This window comes from Paenibacillus borealis (genome assembly GCF_000758665.1).
GTDB lineage: Bacteria > Bacillota > Bacilli > Paenibacillales > Paenibacillaceae > Paenibacillus_AQ > Paenibacillus_AQ borealis.
This window is the reverse complement of record NZ_CP009285.1, coordinates 5,181,924-5,199,301: the sequence shown is the minus strand read 5'-3', so window position 1 is coordinate 5,199,301 and position 17,378 is coordinate 5,181,924. Positions and strand designations below refer to the sequence as shown.

The window sequence follows — 17,378 nt, the reverse complement described above, 5'->3', positions numbered from 1 at the left end:
CGCTATAAATTATCCTTCTATTTCTCGCTGAAACGGTACCGTCCTTATTAAAGGACGGCAAAGCCGCTTCTACTTGTTTGTACAGAAATGGACAAGCCTCAGCTGTGATGAAAAATGTCATAATTTAGAAGCGCACAGCCGGAATATTTATGTTACAATGACTGAGGAACAAATTACAACTTTGTAACATTTGATGTACGCAACTCGGCAGCCAGGTAATAAAACAACAAGAATAAGGAGATGGCAGAATGAAAAGCAAGACTTTAAGAGCAATGATAGGTGGAAGCGTAGCCGCTGTTATGGCACTTAGCATTTCACTTCCATTACAGGCAAGCGCAGCAGCTGGAGCCACTACGGCAACCGCTTCAGATACGAATTTCGCAAAATTTATGGAATATTTCACACAGTACAATTCGAAGACATTTGTATTTGACGGGAATACGTTCACCGTATCCAAGACCGTTATTTATAAGAATCCGGTAGCAACAGTTCCAGTAGCAACAGTTCCAGTAGCGACGGCTAAGCCGGTGGCTTCGGCTGTACCGGTAGCAACCGCTAGACCGATAGCCACAGCCGCACCAGTAGCAACAGCTAAGCCTGTTGTTACACCTGCACCGACAGCTGCCCCTGTTGCCACAGCTACACCAGCAGCTACTGCAGCTCCAGCTGTTGCAGACAGCGCTTCAAGCTACATTCAGCAGGTTGTAGCCCTGGTGAACAAAGAGCGCTCAGCAGCAGGACTGGCTCCTGTCTCGGCACTGGACAGCCTGAACAAGGTGGCTGCGGCCAAGGCTACTGATATGCGTACGAACAACTATTTCTCCCACACTTCTCCGACCTATGGATCGCCTTTTGATATGATGTCCGCGTTCGGCATTACTTATCAGGCAGCCGGCGAGAATATTGCGATGGGCCAGAAAACGCCGCAGGAAGTTATGACAGCCTGGATGAACAGCCCGGGCCATAAAGCTAACATTCTGAGCACGAACTTCAACTACATCGGCGTAGGCTTCGACAATAATTACTGGGTTCAGGAATTCATCGGCAAATAATATAACGCAGAGCTTAAGCTTCACTCGTCCTCCGGCATTGCCGGAGGGCTTTTTTTGAGGTTTAGTAAATTAAGATAGTCTTCTCTTGTGGATATTATGAGGAGAGGAAACGGGAGTAGTTGGATTTCATCCACTTACAGTTGAACGACTGGACCCTGGTAAAACAACAGTTGGATAAACAGCAGTTAAATCATCCCAATTCACCCAATGTAGCGAGTAACCACCAATAATAGTTGTTGTTTTTCCGCTTGCTTATGCGTATTCCTCAGAAATCGACGAACTAAGATACATTTTTCCACTTTTTTTGCAGCGGCCGGAAGTCCAAAATCACTGCAGCCGCGCCTTTCACCAAAACCCCGCTTTATTTGCAAATTAAGCAAAGAAGAATTATGTTTATCTACATAGTTAAGAAGTTTGTAAAATGTGGAACAATGGAGAATAGAACGGCATACGGAGGGATAGCATTGAACGATTCCAAATGGACCTGGAGGGCAGTGGGCCTGGTATCCATCCTGGCAACTTTACTTTTAATTACAGGTTTTGTGTATGCGGTAAGCGATATTATCAACCCCAAGGGGGAAACTCTTCTGACTTCCCTCCCCCAGGAAACAGCTGAACCTACAGCTGCGGCAAGTGATGAATTAAAGATTCTGGCGCTGGGGGATTCCTTGGCCAAAGGGACGGGCGACAATTCCGGGCAAGGGTTTGTGAAGCGTACGCTTGAGGCGTTGTCGGAAGACGGAGGCAAGGCGGAGCTGCTTGGCAATATGGGGATTAACGGCTTAACTACAGCCGGACTGCAGAGCAAGCTTCAGGAGGAAGGTGTGCAGTATGCGCTGCGCCAGGCGAATGTAATCCTGATCTCCATCGGCGGGAATGACCTGTTCCGGGGCTCGGATATTCTGGGGACAGGCAGCAGCAGCGGACAAGCGGCATCGCCTGCAGATACATCGATTCCTGCGGACGGAGTAGCGCCGCCGGGAACTGGATCAGCTGCGAATAACACGGTAGAAGGTTCGGCACCCGTGCCTACAGCCTCCACCGACGAATTAACCCCTGAGTCCCTGCTCTCGGCTCTGCCTGATGCATCCAAGCGTCTGGGCAGCATCCTCGACACCATTGCCGGGATTAATCCGCAGGCACAGATTTATTACGTGGGATTGTATAATCCCTTCGGAGATATCGAAGATCTGCTGGTTCCGGGGAATCAGGCAGTAACTGCCTGGAATAATGCAGCGATGGATATCATCAACACCCACAGCAACATGACACTCGTTCCAACCTTTGATTTGTTCAACCGGCATCTGGACAAGTATCTCTCCAACGATCATTTTCACCCCAACGGGGACGGTTATCAGCGGATGAGTGAACGGATTGTACAGGCTGTACATTAATTTGGGACAGGCAGAGCAGGAACATTCTGAGCAGAAATGACCGCAGCAAGGAGTTGTATAGAGATGGCTAAACAAATGCACGAAGCCTCCGGGGAAGTCGTCCTGTCCGTAGAAGGGGTCCGCAAAAAAATCGGCCGCAAATGGATCATAAACGATGTTACGTTTGACGTCCGGAAAGGCGAGATATTCGGTTTCCTGGGTCCCAATGGTGCCGGCAAAACAACGACAATCCGCATGCTGGTAGACCTGATCCGGCCAAGTGAGGGCACGATCACCGTCTGCGGCTATAATGTGAACCGTGACCCGGAAAAAGCGCTGCAATATGTCGGCTCCATCGTCGAGAATCCCGAGGTGTATACCTATCTGACAGGCTGGGAGAACCTGCAGCATTTCGCCCGCATGCAGCCCGGGGTAGATAAGGCGAGGATTGCCGAAGTGGTTGATATCGTGCGGCTGGATCAGCGTATTCATGACAAAGTCAGCACGTATTCACTGGGAATGCGCCAGCGGCTGGGCATAGCCCAGGCACTGCTGGGCCGTCCCCGGCTGCTGATTCTGGATGAGCCGACGAACGGACTGGATCCGAAGGGGATCAAGGAGCTGCGCGAATTCATCCGCAAGCTGGCGGATGAAGGTCTTGCCGTGTTTGTCTCCAGCCATCTGCTGAGCGAGATTCAGCTGCTGTGTGACCGGGTGGCGATCATCAGCAAAGGTCGGGTACTCGCTGTGGGCGGCGTAGATGAGCTGGTTGCCCGCAATTCTCCTTATGTTCTGTGGGAGCTGGAGCCGCTCAGCAGGGCGAAGCAAATACTCGGCAGCCGTTCCGATATCGGGCTGTTAGAGCTGGATGAGGTAACCCTGGACGACTCGATTATCGCAGGCATGGGCACGAATTCCCTGATTACGGTTATGGAAGAGGATCTAATCCCGGAAATTGTCGCCGTTCTGGTTACAGACGAGGTGGAAGTACGGGCTGTGCATAAAATCAACCCTACACTGGAACAGCTATTCTTGAAGCTAACGGAAGGTGAAACTATTGACTAACCTGCTGCCGCTCATCCGTAATGAGTGTCTCAAAATCATAAAAAAGAAACGTTTTTATGTCATCCTGCTGATTCTGCTGGTGCTTGTGCCTATGTTTACCTACGCACAGATGCGCATAGCGGAACGCAGCCGGGACAAGTTTAACTCTGACTGGAGGCTGGAGGTCCAGCAGCAGATTACCGACAACCAGAACTCCCTCGGCAGCGACCGGATTCCGGAAGAATGGAAGTCGTACCGGCGGATTTTTGTCCAGCAGCTGCAGTATTATCTCGATCACGATGTGAACCCGAACGAGCCGAGCGGCGTGACCTTTACCCGTGAGTTTCTGGACAATTCCGTATCCCTGTTCATTCCGCTGCTGATTATGGCGGTTGCCTCGGATCTGGTCTCCGGAGAGAGGACAACTGGAACGATCAAAATGCTGCTGACGCGTCCGGTCAAACGCTGGAAGGTACTGTTCAGTAAGATGACGGCCCTCTTGATGTTCGTCTCCTTAATCGTTCTGTCTGCTTTTATCATCAGCTATCTGGTGTCGGGTCTGGCATTCGGATATAAAGGATTCAATGTTCCGGTGTTCACAGGTTTCCAGCTAAGCGGGGATACGGTCGATATGACCACAGTTCACGCCGTTCCGCAATGGAAATACCTGCTGATGCAGGGCGGATTGATCTGGTTCGTCAGCGTAGTTGTTGCCCTGCTGGCCTTCATGGTGTCCGTTCTGGTGCGCAGCACGGCAGCCAGTATAGTGGTGATGATGGCAGCGCTGATTGCAGGCACGATCCTGACGAATATGGCTTCAGCCTGGACTGCGGCCAAATATTTATTTATGGTTAATATGGAGCTTACCGGGTATTTAGCAGGTACTCCTGCACCGATTGAGGGCATGACACTGGCATTTTCGATGGCGGTATTGGCGATTTGGGGACTGGCTGCAGTAATCATTTCATTCGCCGTCTTTACGAAACGGGATATTTTGAATTAGAATGTACAAAGTGAACGAAAACGTTTGTTTGCATTTTATAGAGATAGTAAGACAAAAGAAGGAGGAGCATGAATGCTCGAACAGATCGATATGTTTGCAAAAGTCTCTAAGAACGCCGAAGTCGGCCGGACTGGATACGATGCTGACGACATTCAGGTGCTCGAAGGTCTGGTTGCGGTCCGCAAACGGCCCGGCATGTATATTGGCAGTACGAGTTCCTCGGGACTGCACCATTTGGTATGGGAAATAGTGGACAATGCCGTAGATGAGCATTTGGCCAAGTTTTGCTCGAAGATTGATATTACACTCCGCAAGGACGGATCGGTCACCGTAATTGACAACGGCCGGGGAATTCCGACCGGGATGCACAAGACGGGAGTGCCGACTCCGCAGGTTGTTTTCACCATTCTGCATGCAGGTGGTAAATTCGGAGGCTCCGGCTACAAGAAATCGGGCGGTCTGCACGGCGTAGGCGCATCAGTAACAAACGCTTTGTCCGAATGGCTGGAAGTGGAGATTTACCGTGAAGGCAAGATCCACCGGCAACGCTTCGAATATTGGGTCGACAAAAGCGGGAAAGAACATGTCGGCGAGCCTGTGACTGGCCTTGAGGTACTGGGGAATACGAATAAGACCGGTTCGAAGATCACCTTCAAGCCGGATATTCGCGTCTTCCCGGCAGGCATTTCACTGAGTTATGATACACTCGCGGAACGGGTGCAGGAGATTGCCTTCCTGAACTCGGGCCTGCGGATCAACCTCAGCGACGAGCGGAACGGACGGCAGGATGAGTTCTTTTATGAGGGCGGCGCCAGCCAGTTTGTACAGTTCCTCAACGAGGGCAAGGATGTGCTGCATGATGTAATTCATTTCAGCTCCGAGAAGGACGAGATTGAAGTGGAAATCGCGCTGCAGTACAACGCGGGTTATACAGAGACTATCGCTTCTTTCGTTAACTCCATTCCAACGCGCAGCGGGGGAACGCACGAGACCGGCTTCAAGACAGCGTATACCCGTGTGCTGAACGACTATGCCCGCCGGACGCAGCTGCTTAAGGAGAAGGATAAGAATCTGGAGGGCAATGATCTCCGTGAGGGAATGATGGCGGTCATCAGCGTGAAGATGTCGGATGTAGAATTTGTCGGACAGACGAAGGATCAGCTGGGAAGTGCTTCGGCCCGCAGTGCCGTGGACTTTATTGTCTCTGAGAAAATGGCGCGCTTCCTTGAGGAGAATCCCCAGGTCGCGCAGAGCCTGCTGAAGAAATCCATCCAGGCCTCCAAGGCCCGTGAAGCGGCGCGCAAAGCCCGCGATGAAATCCGCAGCGGCAAGAAACGCAGCGAGAGCTCTAATCTTGGCGGCAAGCTGTCGCCTGCTCAGTCCAAGGATGTTACGCGTACCGAAATCTTCATCGTAGAAGGTGATTCCGCCGGAGGTTCGGCCAAGCAGGGACGTGATTCCAAGATTCAGGCCATTCTTCCGCTGAAGGGTAAGCCGATGAATCCGGAGAAGGCCAAGCTGCTGGATATCCTGAAGAACGATGAATATAAGGCGATTATTTCGGCAATCGGCGCGGGAATCGGGCCTGATTTCGCCGTGGAAGACAGCAATTATTCCAAGATTATCATTATGACCGATGCCGATACGGATGGTGCGCATATTCAGGTGCTGCTGCTGACCTTCTTCTATCGCTATATGAAGCCTCTGATCGATGCCGGCAAGGTCTTCATTGCCCAGCCGCCGCTGTATAAGCTGACGCGCAAATCGGGCAAGCTGGAAACCGTCCGCTATGCCTGGAGCGATGAGGAGCTGCAGAATTACCTGAAGGAATTCGGCAAGAATTTCGAGCTGCAGCGTTATAAGGGACTCGGTGAGATGAACCCGGATCAGCTGTGGGAAACAACGATGAATCCGGATTCCCGCACGCTGCTGCAGGTGCAGATCGAGGATGCCGCCAAGGCGGAACGCCGCGTCTCCACACTGATGGGCGACAAGGTTGATCCGCGCAAGCGCTGGATTGTCGAGAACGTCGACTTTACAGAAATAGTGGAGTAATGGTAGTGGAAAGTGACGATAACTTCCGCGGTTTTTAATTTTTTGATGATCGCTTTAAGCGCAGCGATTGGGATTTTCACAGGTTGCCGCCAGAACTTTAGAATAAAGGGAAGCTAAATAAGTGGTTAGTAACGGAGTGGGAGTTTGGAACTGCAGGAGCGCCAGCGTCCACTTTGATATTTAGATTTCATCCGCTATAACTTGAACTGAATAAGAGAATAACAGATGAGAATAACGGAGGGGGATTTTGGAGCTGTAGGAGCGCCAGCGTCCGCCTTTGTCTCCGGATTGCCACAGCTATAAGCTGTCATAATCAAGAAATCTGGAGACAACAGCGGCCGAAAGTCCAAATATCCACCGCAGTTATGAACAACATCCCATTGGAATCATGTTTAGTTCAATCTATTTTAAGCGTATGAATTAGAAATCTAACTATAACAGCGGCCGGGAGTCCAAGCGTTCACCGCAGTTACGGCTTAACACTGATTCGTTTAGTTTTATTCTTAAGATCCTTGAGGCAATATGGATTGCAAATCTCAAGCGCGCAGCGATCAGATCATCAATCATTACAAACGTGGACAGATTGAGGAACAGAAGGTGAAAAGTGAATGAGCAGTTTATCAGAGCAGTTTTTGCCGGCATTTCTGGAAGAGGTCGTGGGTGACCGATTTGGCCGGTATTCCAAATATATCATTCAGGACCGGGCGATTCCGGACGTCCGTGACGGGCTGAAGCCCGTGCAGCGCCGGATTCTGTACGCGATGTACGACTCGGGCAATACGCCGGACAAGCCATACCGCAAGTCGGCCAAAACGGTCGGCGACGTAATGGGTAACTACCATCCCCACGGAGATTCCTCGATCTACGACGGGATGGTGCGGATGGCCCAGCCCTGGAAGATGGGGCATGTGCTTGTCGACGGACACGGCAACTGGGGTTCGATGGATGATGACCCTGCAGCAGCTATGCGTTATACAGAAGCGCGCTTGTCTCCGATCGCTTTGGAGATGATGCGTGATATTGAGAAACGCACCGTACTTTTCAAGGACAATTTCGATAATACGGCGAAGGAGCCGGTCGTGGTTCCCTCCCGCTATCCGAATCTGCTTGTTAACGGGACAAGCGGGATCTCAGCCGGGTTCGCTACGGAAATTCCGCCGCATAACCTGCGTGAAGTCATCGATGCCTGTATTGCTGTCATGCAGAAGCCGGACATCGCGCTGGAGGACATCATGACCTTCATCAAAGGTCCTGACTTCCCTACAGGCGGAACAATTATGGGCGGCGACGGCATTATGGACGCGTACCGTAATGGCAAAGGCCGTATCTACCTGCGCTCAAAGACCGAGATTGAGAACCTGCGCGGCGGCAAGCAGCAGATCGTCATTACCGAGGTGCCTTTTCAGATAGTGAAGTCGCGGCTCGTAACCTCCATGGAGAATATCCGCCTTGAGAAGAAGATCGAAGGCATTGCCGAAGTCCGCGACGAGAGCGGTCGTGAAGGACTGCGGATTGTGGTCGAGCTGAAGAAGGAAGCAGATGCTAACGGCATTCTGGCCTATTTGCTCAAAAAAACCGATCTGCAGATTACCTACAACTTCAACATGGTGGCGATCGTCAACAAGGCTCCGCAGCAGCTCGGCCTGAAGGCAATCCTTGAAGCGTATATCGCCCATCAGCGTGAAGTGGTCACCCACCGCACCCAGTTTGATCTGGAGCGGGCAGAGGACCGGGCCCATGTCCTGGAAGGACTGGTTAAGGCACTGAACATTCTGGATGAAGTGATCGCCGCGATCAAAGCGTCGAAGAACCGCCAGGATGCCCAGAATAATCTGGTATGGATGTTCGGCTTCAGCGAGCGCCAGGCCGATTCCATCCTTACCCTGCAGCTGTACCGTTTAACCAATCTGGAGATTCATTCGCTCCAGAAGGAGCTTGATGAGATGCATGCCAAGATTGCTGTCCTGCAGGGCATTCTGGACAGCGACAAGAAGCTGGTTGCGGTCATCCGCAAAGAGCTGCTGGAGATCCGTGATAAATACGGGATCGACCGCCGCTCACTCATTCAGGGTGAGGTTGAGGAACTGAAGGTCAGCATGGAAGTTCTCGTCAATGCCGAGGATGTTCTGGTTGCCCTTTCAGCTGACGGCTATATCAAACGGACCGGCATGCCGTCCTTCACCCGCTCAGGCGGGGAGCGTCACTCCTCGGGCGTTAAGGAAGGCGACCATATCGTTAAGCTGCTGGATCTGAATACCCGGGACAGCCTGCTGGTGTTCACCCGCAAGGGTCAATACTTCCTGCTTCCGGTTCATCAGATACCGGAGTTCAAATGGAAGGAGCCCGGTACGGCGATCGTGAACGTGATCGGCCTTGCCAAGGGCGATGGAATTGTCAGTGTGCTGCCGGTCGGCAACCTGGAGGACCCGCTGGCAAGTCTGGTCTTCGTCACCCGTAAGGGGCAGGTGAAGCGTACAGAGCTCAAGGAGTACTCTACAAGCCGTTCCGGAGCTGTTGCCGCCTGTAAGGTAGCGGAAGGCGATGAGATCATTACAGTGGCTCTGAGCAGCGGAGACAAGGACATCGTGCTTGTGACCCGCGAAGGGATGAGCATCCGTTTCCGTGAGAGTGAAGTCAATCCTATGGGCCGTGTGGCTACAGGGGTAAGAGGGATTCAACTGCGTGAAGGTGATGAGGTGGTCGCCAGCTTCTGGGTGGGTGAGGATGAAGGGGAGATTCTCGCGGTTACCGAGATTGGCTATGCCAAACGTTCGCTGCTTGTAGATTATCCTTCACAGAGCCGCGGAGGCAAAGGCATGCCGACATTCGAGTTCAAAGAAGGCAAGCGGGTTCGCCCGAACGGCAGCAGGCTTGCAGGGGCATTCTACTGCAAGGAACCACTGGAGCTGACCGCCATTACCCAGAGCGGCGCGGTTCACACCTTCTCCTCCGAAGCGGCACCGCTTGGTGAGCGCCGTTCCATCGGCAAGCAGCTGGTTGCTGTCGAGAAGAAGGATGAAATCATAAGCCTGTACCCTGCTGTTAAATAGCCGGGGCAGAGGCTTATAGTAGTGAATAACAAACGGCGTTCGGCTGCTCTGGTCTACAGAGCTCCGAACGCCGTTTATTTGTATGTGCCTTAGCCGGATTATTGATGTTGCTGATAAGAATTGAATGCCTAATGTTGTACGTGCTGTATTTAATACAACAATTCTGGATTAAGGCCGATATCATAAGGGGAATGCTCTATTTCGTGCAGGAATTATATAATGAAATGACCAGCGGTCGTGATTTTATTTTTTTCTTTTGCAGGAAATGGAATTTTTTTCGCGAAAATGTTTAGATATACCGGATAGAGATCCGCAGGGAAAGGAAGGAATAAGTGTGCACTCCACTGAATTCAGTAAAATCTGGCATAAGATATTAAAGGACTATAAGCTACATATGGATAGCAAGCTTGCCCCTACACTGACCGATGCCCAGCTTACCGTACTGGAATTACTGCAGGAACGTGACGCGATGAAACCTTCTGATTTGGCTCCGCATCTGGCAACCAGCCCGGCGGCTGTAACCATGCTGCTTGACCGGATGGAAAAGCATAATCTGATTATCCGTGAACGCGATGCCTCCGACAGGCGGATCGTCTGGGTAAGCATCACCGAGACAGGCAAGAATGAGACCTCACGCGGTCTGAAGATCCGCAGTGATTTTTTTGCCGAAGCGCTCGATCCCATTTCATCTCATAACCAGCAGCTGCTGCTCTATCTGATGGGGAAGATGGCGGTAGCTCCCGCTCCGGCTCCTGAAGGTTCGACTCCTTAATACATGTTCAGTGTTGACCTCATATATATGCATACACAGACAAAAGCAGGCTGTCCGTTAACGGATAGCCTGCTTTTGGTTCTGCGGGGTCCACAGATTCCAGGGATGGGTCTGCGGAGGCAGTGAAATCAATTCAACTTCCTCTTTGGTCACCGGATGCGGGAACCCGACCACTGCCGACCACAGTGCAATCTGCTGTCCGGGTCTGTTCACGGATGCCCCGTACTTCTGATCTCCATACAGCGGGCAGCCAATGCCGCTCAGCTGTACGCGGATCTGGTGGGAGCGTCCGGTAAGCAGGTCGATCTTGAGTAAGGTGTAGCCCTCAGCGCTGCCGAGCACCGTATAATCGAGAATCGCTTCCTTGCCGCCCGGTGTTCCTTTGCGGACAATACTGACCGTGTTGCTCCGCTCGTCCTTCAGCAGCGTATTAACCAGCCGGCCCTGGGATGCAGGGGGCTTGCCGTGAACCACAGTCAGGTATACTTTACGGAAGGCGTGGGTGCGGACGCTCTCAGACAGCCGCGAGGCTGCCTTCGAGGTCTTGGCGAAGATCATCGCACCGCCTACCGGCCGGTCGAGCCGGTGGACGAGACCCATGAAGACATTCCCCGGCTTGGCGTAACGTTCCTTCACATCTTCCTTGAGCAGGGTCAGCAGATCATCATCGCCTGTAGCATCCTCCTGCACCGGAATATTAACGGGCTTCACAATGCCGAGCAGATGGTTGTCCTCATACAGGATTTCAAACCGGGATTGTCCGCTGCCGGACTCCCCGGAAGTTCCCTTGTTCTGCATTCCCATGGCTTACGCCTCCCAGCGGCCCAGAATTCCGCAAGGCAGATTCATGCCGGAGGCTGTAATCGGCAGTCCGATCTCACCGGAGGTAAGCTTGCCGCCGTAGCGCTTGCCCATTGTCATTGACAGCATATTGCGCAGTACGGTAGGCGAAATGCCGGTAGTGTAGGAGTTAATCAGCATGAACAAAGGCCGGTCGCTCATAATCTCCATACAGCTCTCCAGGAACGGATAGAGACTGGCTTCGAGCTTCCACATTTCACCGCCCGGGCCTCTTCCGTAGGATGGCGGGTCCATGATAATTGCATCATATTTGCTGCCGCGGCGCTGTTCGCGCTGCACGAACTTGAATACATCGTCTGTAATGTAGCGGACCGGCTTATCGGCAAGTCCGGACAAGGCTACATTCTCCTTGGCCCACTGAACCATGCCCTTGGCGGCATCGACATGAACTACGGAAGCTCCGGCACTAGCCGCTGCAACGGTTGCTCCGCCGGTATATGCGAACAGGTTGAGCACAGAAATCGGGCGGTTAGCCGCAGCGATCTTGTCCATCATCCAGCGCCAGTTGGCGGCCTGCTCAGGGAAGAGACCCGTGTGCTTAAAGTTCGTCGGACGGAGATGGAACTTCAGCTTGCCGTAGCTGATTTTCCAGTCATCCGGAATGCTTTTCTTCATTTCCCATTGCCCGCCCCCGGCGGAACTGCGGTGATAGTGTCCGTGCACATCACGCCATTTGGCACTCTCGCTGGCCAGCGGCCAGATGATCTGCGGATCCGGGCGGCGCAGCATAATATCGCCCCAGCGTTCCAGCTTTTCTCCGCCGCCGGTATCAATCACTTCATAGTCCTTCCAGTCACTTGCTATATACATTATTAATCCATCCTTCAAAAAGTCATTTAGCCTTTATTGTACAACATATAAGCCTGCTGCTACAAACAAAATGGTTGCAAAGCTGCGACTATTCTCATTTTGGCCAAGAGTTCGTCTCTGTATAATAATACCAAAAAAGTATAGAAGAGCAGGCAAAGCCATGAAAATTACGAAGGCAAAGTCCCGGGTGACCGGGCCGGTAGTACTGCTGGCACTTCTTGCACTGATTGTGTATGATCAAATTACACTTCGGCCGGCGGAATTAGTTAAACAGTTCTTGGTAAATATCAGGCATAGTGACTAGATCAAACTAAATAGGGAAGTTACTACAGGTTATAAAATATATGAGCTTAGGCGCAGATGAACGGCTTATTCCGTCCTCTGCAGCCTGAGAATAACGAAGGTGAGGCCGGATGTTATGTTCAACCTCTCGGAGCTGTACTATCCGATCACAGCGAACCCGGCCGGGGGCGGCGAGTATCGGCCCGGCAGGCTGCTGGAGCCGTACATCCGCTGTTTCTGGGGTTCTGTATCTCCAACGGTTGAACCGCTGGAAGCTCAGTCCGCTGAAATTACAGAAGGGGATAACGGGGCGGATATAAGTGTTAATATTTTCCTTAACCGGACGGAAACGATCATACCGGATAGTTGTATGGACATCATATGGGAATGGGATGAGCATACAGGGGAGTCCGGCGGGATTTTTTGCGGCATTAACGATGCCCCGTTTGAAGTGGGACAAGCCCGCCAGCCTGCGGGGAAACAGCGTTTCGCCATCCGGTTTCACTTCTGGGCGGTTCACCTGTTCGCAGATGAACAGCTGCAGGATGTGCTGAATGTCCACGCTCCGGTGGAGCAATACTTCCGTTCGTTCCGTATGGAGCTGGGGGATAAGCTGCGGGGAACGCGCACGATGTCTGAACGCATCGCCCTCGCCGAATTATTCCTGCTGCGGAGGCTGGAGATTGCCGGCCGCAGCAGTGACGGGATGATGAACGCTGTCCACAGGATGCTTAAGTCCCGCGGAGTGGTGAGTGCAGGGGAGCTTGAGCTTAGCTCTGGCCTTAGCAGCCGCCAGCTTGAACGCCTGTTCCGCCGGCATATCGGACTTCCGCCCAAAAAGGTGGCAGATCTTGTCCGCTTCCAGAATGTCTGGCTGGAGCTGTACCGGACTCCGCTGCACAGAGGCGGATTGCAGGATATTGTATTTGCTTACGGTTACAGCCACCAGTCGCATTTCATCAACAATTTCCGGAAATTTGCCGGCAGAACGCCGCTGGACGCGCTGGGCTATGCGCGGAGCTGAATGTCGTTTTTTTGCAATACAGGCCCGGCAGGGCAGAAGTACAATGAGGTCATACAGGCTAATCACAGCCGGATCATATCACAGCTACTGAGCGGAAGGAGATTTAAATTATGATTTCAAGTTTTGACGGCATCAATCTGTACAGCAAGGACCCGGCGGCGCTCGCGGCATTCTATTCTGAGGTGCTGGGGATTCCCGTGCCGTTTGAGGGCTTCGGACAGTATGACGGCGCGAAGATTGGTTTCGACCGCAACCAGCCGGGGCTGATTATCTGGGACGAGAGCAAATGGGGCAAGCACACGACAGGAGTCGTTAATCTGGTATTCTCCTGCAGCAGCCTGGATGAAACCTATGAGCAGCTTAAGGGGAAAGGGCTGGATTGTCAGCCTCCGGTGACGATGGAATACGGCGGGAAAGAAATGAATTTCCGTGATCCGGACGGCAACGGCATTACCCTGCTGGAAGGCGGATATTTGGAGGTTTAGGGCATGAAGCTGGGAGCAATCGCCCTGTGCGTGGATGATATGGAGAAGATGGTCCGGTTCTACAGAGATTTAATGAGGATGGATCTGGACTATGACGGCGGCGGGTTTACGGGAGTCAGGACAGCAGAGGGCGTCTATTTCAATTTGTGTGAGCGTGAGCTGTTCGAGAGCCAGTTATCGAGAAAGTTTGACTATCCCCGCGGGCTGAACGGTACGATGGAAATCACTTTTGGTGTACCTCACTTTGCCGATGTCGATCTGGAATATAACAGGCTGATAGAGGCCGGCGTCCAACCGGTGTATCCGCCTACAACTGAACCGTACGGACTGCGAATCTGTTATATTGCTGATCCGGAAGGGAATCTGATCGAAATTTGTTCGGACGGCAGTGGAGAATAGGATAGGCCTTCTTCTACGCATTTCATCTGAAAATATGGATAGCTATCAGCGGCAGTCCCGGACAGCAGTTTAAGTCCGGAATTGCCGCTGATTGTGCTATCCGGGGCAAGTGTGCCTAAGTTCCCGGCACAGGGAGCTTTTAAAATATTGACAATGATAATCATTATCAAATAGAATGGGATTAGCAAAACATGGATGCCTTTTGAGACCGGCTATACAGAATAAATTCATATTTACCTTGGGAGGACAGAGTGATGGCTAAGGTGCTAGTGGCATATGCCAGCTTGACAGGCAATACGGAGGAAATCGCTGAACTGATTGTGGAAGGAATACGCCAGGCAGGCGGAGAGGCCGTACTGAAATCGGTCACTGACTGCAACGCGGATGAGATAAAGGCTTACGAAGCTGTGCTGCTGGGTGCGTATACATGGGGGGACGGCGAGCTGCCGGATGAATTCCTCGATTTCTATGAAGAGATGGATGAGCTGGATCTCAGTTCCTGCAAGGCTGCCGCCTTCGGAAGCGGGGATACCGGTTATGAAATCTACTGCGGAGCGGTTGACCAGATTGAAGAGAAGCTGAAGGAACGCGGTGCCGAGATCGTACAGGCCAGCCTGAAGATTGAGTACGGGCCGAATGCAGCAGAGAAAGATGCCTGCCGCAGCTTCGGACGCCAGTTCATCGAGACCTGCGCGGCGGTTTCTTAAGGATGGGCGCCGCGGCAGGATGCTTCACAGGAAAGCCGCTGGATGCTGAGATTGTCCGCTACAGCCGTCTGAATGATTTCCGTATGGAGCATATCATGCTGGGCGGAGCGGAGATGAACGGCAGCGGAGCTCCGGCGACGGGACTTCCCCGCTGGAGACAGCAGGTCCAATACGCGGTCGGACATACGCTCAATGACTTCTATAGTCTGCAGCCCGAGGTACGCCGGGAGACGCCTGTGCAATTTCTGCTGGAGCGCCGCTGGCCGCCGAAAGGCAGTGCTTTTCCTTCCCTGATGCATTATTGGGATGTCAAACAAGCGGTTGCCGATGAGCTGACGCGGATTGTTGCCGGCAATCACACCGGTGAGATTCCGGTGATGCTGTATGAGCAGTGGCATGTTCCTGTGCCGGAGCTTGCAATTGAACTGGCGATGATATTCCAGCTTGCCTGGAATTCAGTGCAGAAAGGACGATGCCTGAATATCCAGAAATTCATGGTGAGCGGGAATGAAGCTGTAATCACCGGCTTCCTGCACATGGCCAATGTTTTCTGTCATAAGGCCTATGGGGAACCGGCGGAAACGATCGGAATCTATTCGCTTCTGGATGGACGCCGGCATATCTTTGACGGATCAGGTATCCCTCTTCAGGAGTCGCTTGACTATGTGCGTCTGCTGTCTGTGTTCCTGGAACGGGAAGAGCTTGCGGAAGGCTGCGTGAAATACGGCAGCCGCCGGAATGACCGGGACGAATCCATTCTGCGGGGTTACGGGCTGATGTAGGCAGGAGAACTCCGGCGTAATACTTGCAGGGGGAGTTCAAAGAAGATATGGTTAAGCCAAAGGAGGTGTCCTTGGCTCATGTCTGAAGGAATCCGAACCTACAACACCGGAGTGGAAGCGACACTTGAAGTGATTGGGGGCAAGTGGAAGCCGGTCATACTGTTCTTGCTCACCTTTGGGAAGAAGCGCAACGGGGAGTTCATAAGTCAAATGCCGTTCATTACACAGAAGGTGCTGACACAGCAATTGCGGGAGCTGGAAGCGGACGGGGTAATCAAAAGAACCGCGTATAATGTGGTGCCTCCCAGAGTGGAGTATGAGCTGACCGATTACGGCTGGAGCCTTAAGGAGATTCTGCATCTGATGTGCAGATGGGGCGATACCCATGTCGATAGAGTATACGGGGATACGGCAGTCGTGCTCTCTCAACCGCAGAAGGAAGAATAGAACAGCCGGTCTCTGAATTTCAGAGACCGGCTGTTTGCGGCGGATCAAGGAATGATCCTGCGGTGGCGGAGATCCGCAAAGATGTCCATAAACATAGCTTCCGTATCCATAAACTCAAGGAACCCTGCCCGGCGTGATTTGGTGCTATCGGCAAAGAAATCATAGTCCCAGGAGAATACGAAATCCCCGAAGGCCCAGGAAGAGACACTCGCATAGCTGTTCTGCTCCAGCCCGTATTTCCCGACCATCCGGTTCCAGAGCGGCTCTTTGTCCTGCATGGCCTCAGACAGGGACATCTGGAGCGGGGGGGCCGTGTCCAGCCCGAAGCTGTAGGCAATCTTAGGCCACAGCTCGTTCCAGCGGAACAGATCGCCGTTGGTGATATTGAAGGCCTGATTGGCACAGCGCGGATCTGTTGCTGCCCACACCGTTGCTCGGGCCAGCAGGCCGGCATCTGTCATCTCGAGCAGGCTGTGATACGCGCCCGGCTTGCCGGGGAAGCGCAGCGGAATTCCCAGCTCCTTCGACATGGAGGCATAAACGGCGATTACCATCGCCAGGTTCATGGGATTGCCGAGCGCATATCCGCAGACGACGGAAGGCCGCAGCGCCGACCAGGTCCAGCTTTTGCCCGGCTGCTTCCCCTCCAGATAATCCTGCTGCGCAATATTAAATTCAGGCGGCATATGATTGGCGTCGGTTTCGCGAGCCGGTGTTTTGAACGGGCCGAGATGCGCGCCATATACCTTATATCCCTGCATGAGGCTGATGTGCTGCAGCCGGTGCGCCACAGGGTCGACCGCTTCAACCGCATGAACAAGCATAGCCAGATTAGGAGCGACCAGCTCCGCCCAGGTTGGCCGTTCCTGATAGGCGGCATAGAAAATATGCGTCACTTCCGCCAAGCCGCCAAGCTTCCGCCGGCTCTCCGAAGGGTCCAGTAAATCCGCGGCTATATAACGCACACGGTCAGTATCTGAACCTCCGCGGCGCGACACGCCGATAATATCCCAATCGGGAAGCGTAGCCAGATGATCAATCAGGTTGCGCCCGATGACGCCGTTCGCGCCGATTACAAGTGCTGTTTTACGTAAGTCCGAATCTAAAGGGTTCATGTGCAGTTCTCCTTCGCCATAGTATGCCATCATTATGTATTGCCGCAGGAGTACTGAACAGTACGCACTTTGAGGTCATATAGGTACCTTGAGGTAACATAAGGACAACAAAAAGCA

16 protein-coding genes are annotated in these 17,378 nt (G+C 52.6%); 13 read left to right on the top strand and 3 right to left on the bottom strand.

Features of this window, described 5'->3' with window-relative positions:
• Positions 1-248 precede the first annotated feature (248 nt).
• The 7 genes from PBOR_RS22020 (at position 249) to PBOR_RS21985 (ending at position 10,349) form a co-directional block, all read left to right on the top strand.
• Complete coding sequence (locus PBOR_RS22020; protein WP_042215389.1) at positions 249-1,052, top strand: CAP domain-containing protein; 804 nt, start codon at positions 249-251, stop codon at positions 1,050-1,052.
• 464 nt (positions 1,053-1,516) lie between these two features.
• Positions 1,517-2,446 carry a GDSL-type esterase/lipase family protein gene (locus PBOR_RS22015; RefSeq protein WP_052429597.1) on the top strand — a complete coding sequence of 310 codons (930 nt, stop codon included), beginning with the start codon at positions 1,517-1,519 and terminating at the stop codon, positions 2,444-2,446.
• A gap of 63 nt (positions 2,447-2,509) precedes the next feature.
• A complete protein-coding gene (locus PBOR_RS22010; RefSeq protein ID WP_245647863.1) occupies positions 2,510-3,490 on the top strand; it encodes an ABC transporter ATP-binding protein in 981 nt (326 codons plus the stop codon).
• Positions 3,483-4,472 (top strand): ABC transporter permease, encoded by a 990-nt coding sequence (locus PBOR_RS22005; RefSeq protein WP_042215384.1) that lies wholly within the window; start codon positions 3,483-3,485, stop codon positions 4,470-4,472. The genes PBOR_RS22010 and PBOR_RS22005 overlap by 8 nt, the downstream gene beginning before the upstream one ends.
• A 72-nt stretch (positions 4,473-4,544) precedes the next feature.
• Complete coding sequence (parE, locus tag PBOR_RS22000) at positions 4,545-6,527, top strand: DNA topoisomerase IV subunit B (protein WP_042215381.1); 1,983 nt, start codon at positions 4,545-4,547, stop codon at positions 6,525-6,527.
• A gap of 608 nt (positions 6,528-7,135) precedes the next feature.
• Positions 7,136-9,577 carry a DNA gyrase subunit A gene (gene gyrA, locus PBOR_RS21995; RefSeq protein ID WP_042215379.1) on the top strand — a complete coding sequence of 814 codons (2,442 nt, stop codon included), beginning with the start codon at positions 7,136-7,138 and terminating at the stop codon, positions 9,575-9,577.
• Between the two features lie 334 nt (positions 9,578-9,911).
• Positions 9,912-10,349, top strand: coding sequence for a MarR family winged helix-turn-helix transcriptional regulator (locus PBOR_RS21985; protein ID WP_039309191.1), 438 nt, complete (start codon positions 9,912-9,914; stop codon positions 10,347-10,349).
• A gap of 57 nt (positions 10,350-10,406) precedes the next feature.
• Here PBOR_RS21985 and PBOR_RS21980 read toward each other — a convergent pair whose 3' ends face one another.
• Both PBOR_RS21980 and PBOR_RS21975 read right to left on the bottom strand, forming a co-directional pair.
• A complete protein-coding gene (locus tag PBOR_RS21980; protein WP_245647862.1) occupies positions 10,407-11,153 on the bottom strand; it encodes an RluA family pseudouridine synthase in 747 nt (248 codons plus the stop codon).
• A gap of 3 nt (positions 11,154-11,156) precedes the next feature.
• Positions 11,157-12,020 (bottom strand): class I SAM-dependent methyltransferase, encoded by an 864-nt coding sequence (locus PBOR_RS21975; protein ID WP_042215374.1) that lies wholly within the window; start codon positions 12,018-12,020, stop codon positions 11,157-11,159.
• A 418-nt stretch (positions 12,021-12,438) separates the two neighbouring features.
• Here PBOR_RS21975 and PBOR_RS21970 point away from each other — a divergent pair, with 418 nt between their 5' ends.
• The 6 genes from PBOR_RS21970 to PBOR_RS21945 all read left to right on the top strand — a co-directional run bounded on the left by PBOR_RS21970 (position 12,439) and on the right by PBOR_RS21945 (position 16,146).
• Positions 12,439-13,326 (top strand): AraC family transcriptional regulator, encoded by an 888-nt coding sequence (locus PBOR_RS21970; protein ID WP_042215370.1) that lies wholly within the window; start codon positions 12,439-12,441, stop codon positions 13,324-13,326.
• Positions 13,327-13,436: 110 nt separating this feature from the next.
• Positions 13,437-13,811 (top strand): VOC family protein, encoded by a 375-nt coding sequence (locus PBOR_RS21965; protein WP_042215367.1) that lies wholly within the window; start codon positions 13,437-13,439, stop codon positions 13,809-13,811.
• Positions 13,812-13,814: 3 nt separating this feature from the next.
• Positions 13,815-14,210: a VOC family protein gene (locus PBOR_RS21960; RefSeq protein WP_042215366.1), complete on the top strand. Its 396-nt coding sequence runs from the start codon at positions 13,815-13,817 to the stop codon at positions 14,208-14,210.
• Positions 14,211-14,464: 254 nt separating this feature from the next.
• The gene (locus PBOR_RS21955) at positions 14,465-14,917 is read left to right on the top strand and encodes a flavodoxin (protein WP_039309205.1); all 453 of its coding nucleotides are present in this window, start codon (positions 14,465-14,467) and stop codon (positions 14,915-14,917) included.
• Positions 14,918-14,919: 2 nt separating this feature from the next.
• Positions 14,920-15,699 carry a hypothetical protein gene (locus tag PBOR_RS21950; protein ID WP_052429596.1) on the top strand — a complete coding sequence of 260 codons (780 nt, stop codon included), beginning with the start codon at positions 14,920-14,922 and terminating at the stop codon, positions 15,697-15,699.
• A gap of 78 nt (positions 15,700-15,777) precedes the next feature.
• Positions 15,778-16,146: a winged helix-turn-helix transcriptional regulator gene (locus tag PBOR_RS21945; protein ID WP_042215362.1), complete on the top strand. Its 369-nt coding sequence runs from the start codon at positions 15,778-15,780 to the stop codon at positions 16,144-16,146.
• A gap of 44 nt (positions 16,147-16,190) precedes the next feature.
• Here the strand turns inward: PBOR_RS21945 and PBOR_RS21940 are convergent, their stop codons facing one another.
• Entirely contained in the window at positions 16,191-17,261 is a 1,071-nt protein-coding gene (locus PBOR_RS21940; RefSeq protein ID WP_042215360.1) for an SDR family oxidoreductase, read from the bottom strand.
• Positions 17,262-17,378: the final 117 nt, after the last annotated feature.

Coding starts and splice junctions, on each gene's coding strand:
- gyrA (WP_042215379.1), top strand. CDS start 7,136: ATGAGCAGTTTATCAGAGCAGTTTTTGCCGGCATTTCTGGAAGAGGTC.
- PBOR_RS21945 (WP_042215362.1), top strand. CDS start 15,778: ATGTCTGAAGGAATCCGAACCTACAACACCGGAGTGGAAGCGACACTT.
- PBOR_RS21940 (WP_042215360.1), bottom strand. CDS start 17,261: ATGAACCCTTTAGATTCGGACTTACGTAAAACAGCACTTGTAATCGGC.
- PBOR_RS22010 (WP_245647863.1), top strand. CDS start 2,510: ATGGCTAAACAAATGCACGAAGCCTCCGGGGAAGTCGTCCTGTCCGTA.
- PBOR_RS21960 (WP_042215366.1), top strand. CDS start 13,815: ATGAAGCTGGGAGCAATCGCCCTGTGCGTGGATGATATGGAGAAGATG.
- PBOR_RS21950 (WP_052429596.1), top strand. CDS start 14,920: ATGGGCGCCGCGGCAGGATGCTTCACAGGAAAGCCGCTGGATGCTGAG.
- PBOR_RS21980 (WP_245647862.1), bottom strand. CDS start 11,153: ATGGGAATGCAGAACAAGGGAACTTCCGGGGAGTCCGGCAGCGGACAA.
- PBOR_RS22020 (WP_042215389.1), top strand. CDS start 249: ATGAAAAGCAAGACTTTAAGAGCAATGATAGGTGGAAGCGTAGCCGCT.
- PBOR_RS21975 (WP_042215374.1), bottom strand. CDS start 12,020: ATGTATATAGCAAGTGACTGGAAGGACTATGAAGTGATTGATACCGGC.
- parE (WP_042215381.1), top strand. CDS start 4,545: ATGCTCGAACAGATCGATATGTTTGCAAAAGTCTCTAAGAACGCCGAA.
- PBOR_RS21970 (WP_042215370.1), top strand. CDS start 12,439: ATGTTCAACCTCTCGGAGCTGTACTATCCGATCACAGCGAACCCGGCC.
- PBOR_RS21955 (WP_039309205.1), top strand. CDS start 14,465: ATGGCTAAGGTGCTAGTGGCATATGCCAGCTTGACAGGCAATACGGAG.
- PBOR_RS21965 (WP_042215367.1), top strand. CDS start 13,437: ATGATTTCAAGTTTTGACGGCATCAATCTGTACAGCAAGGACCCGGCG.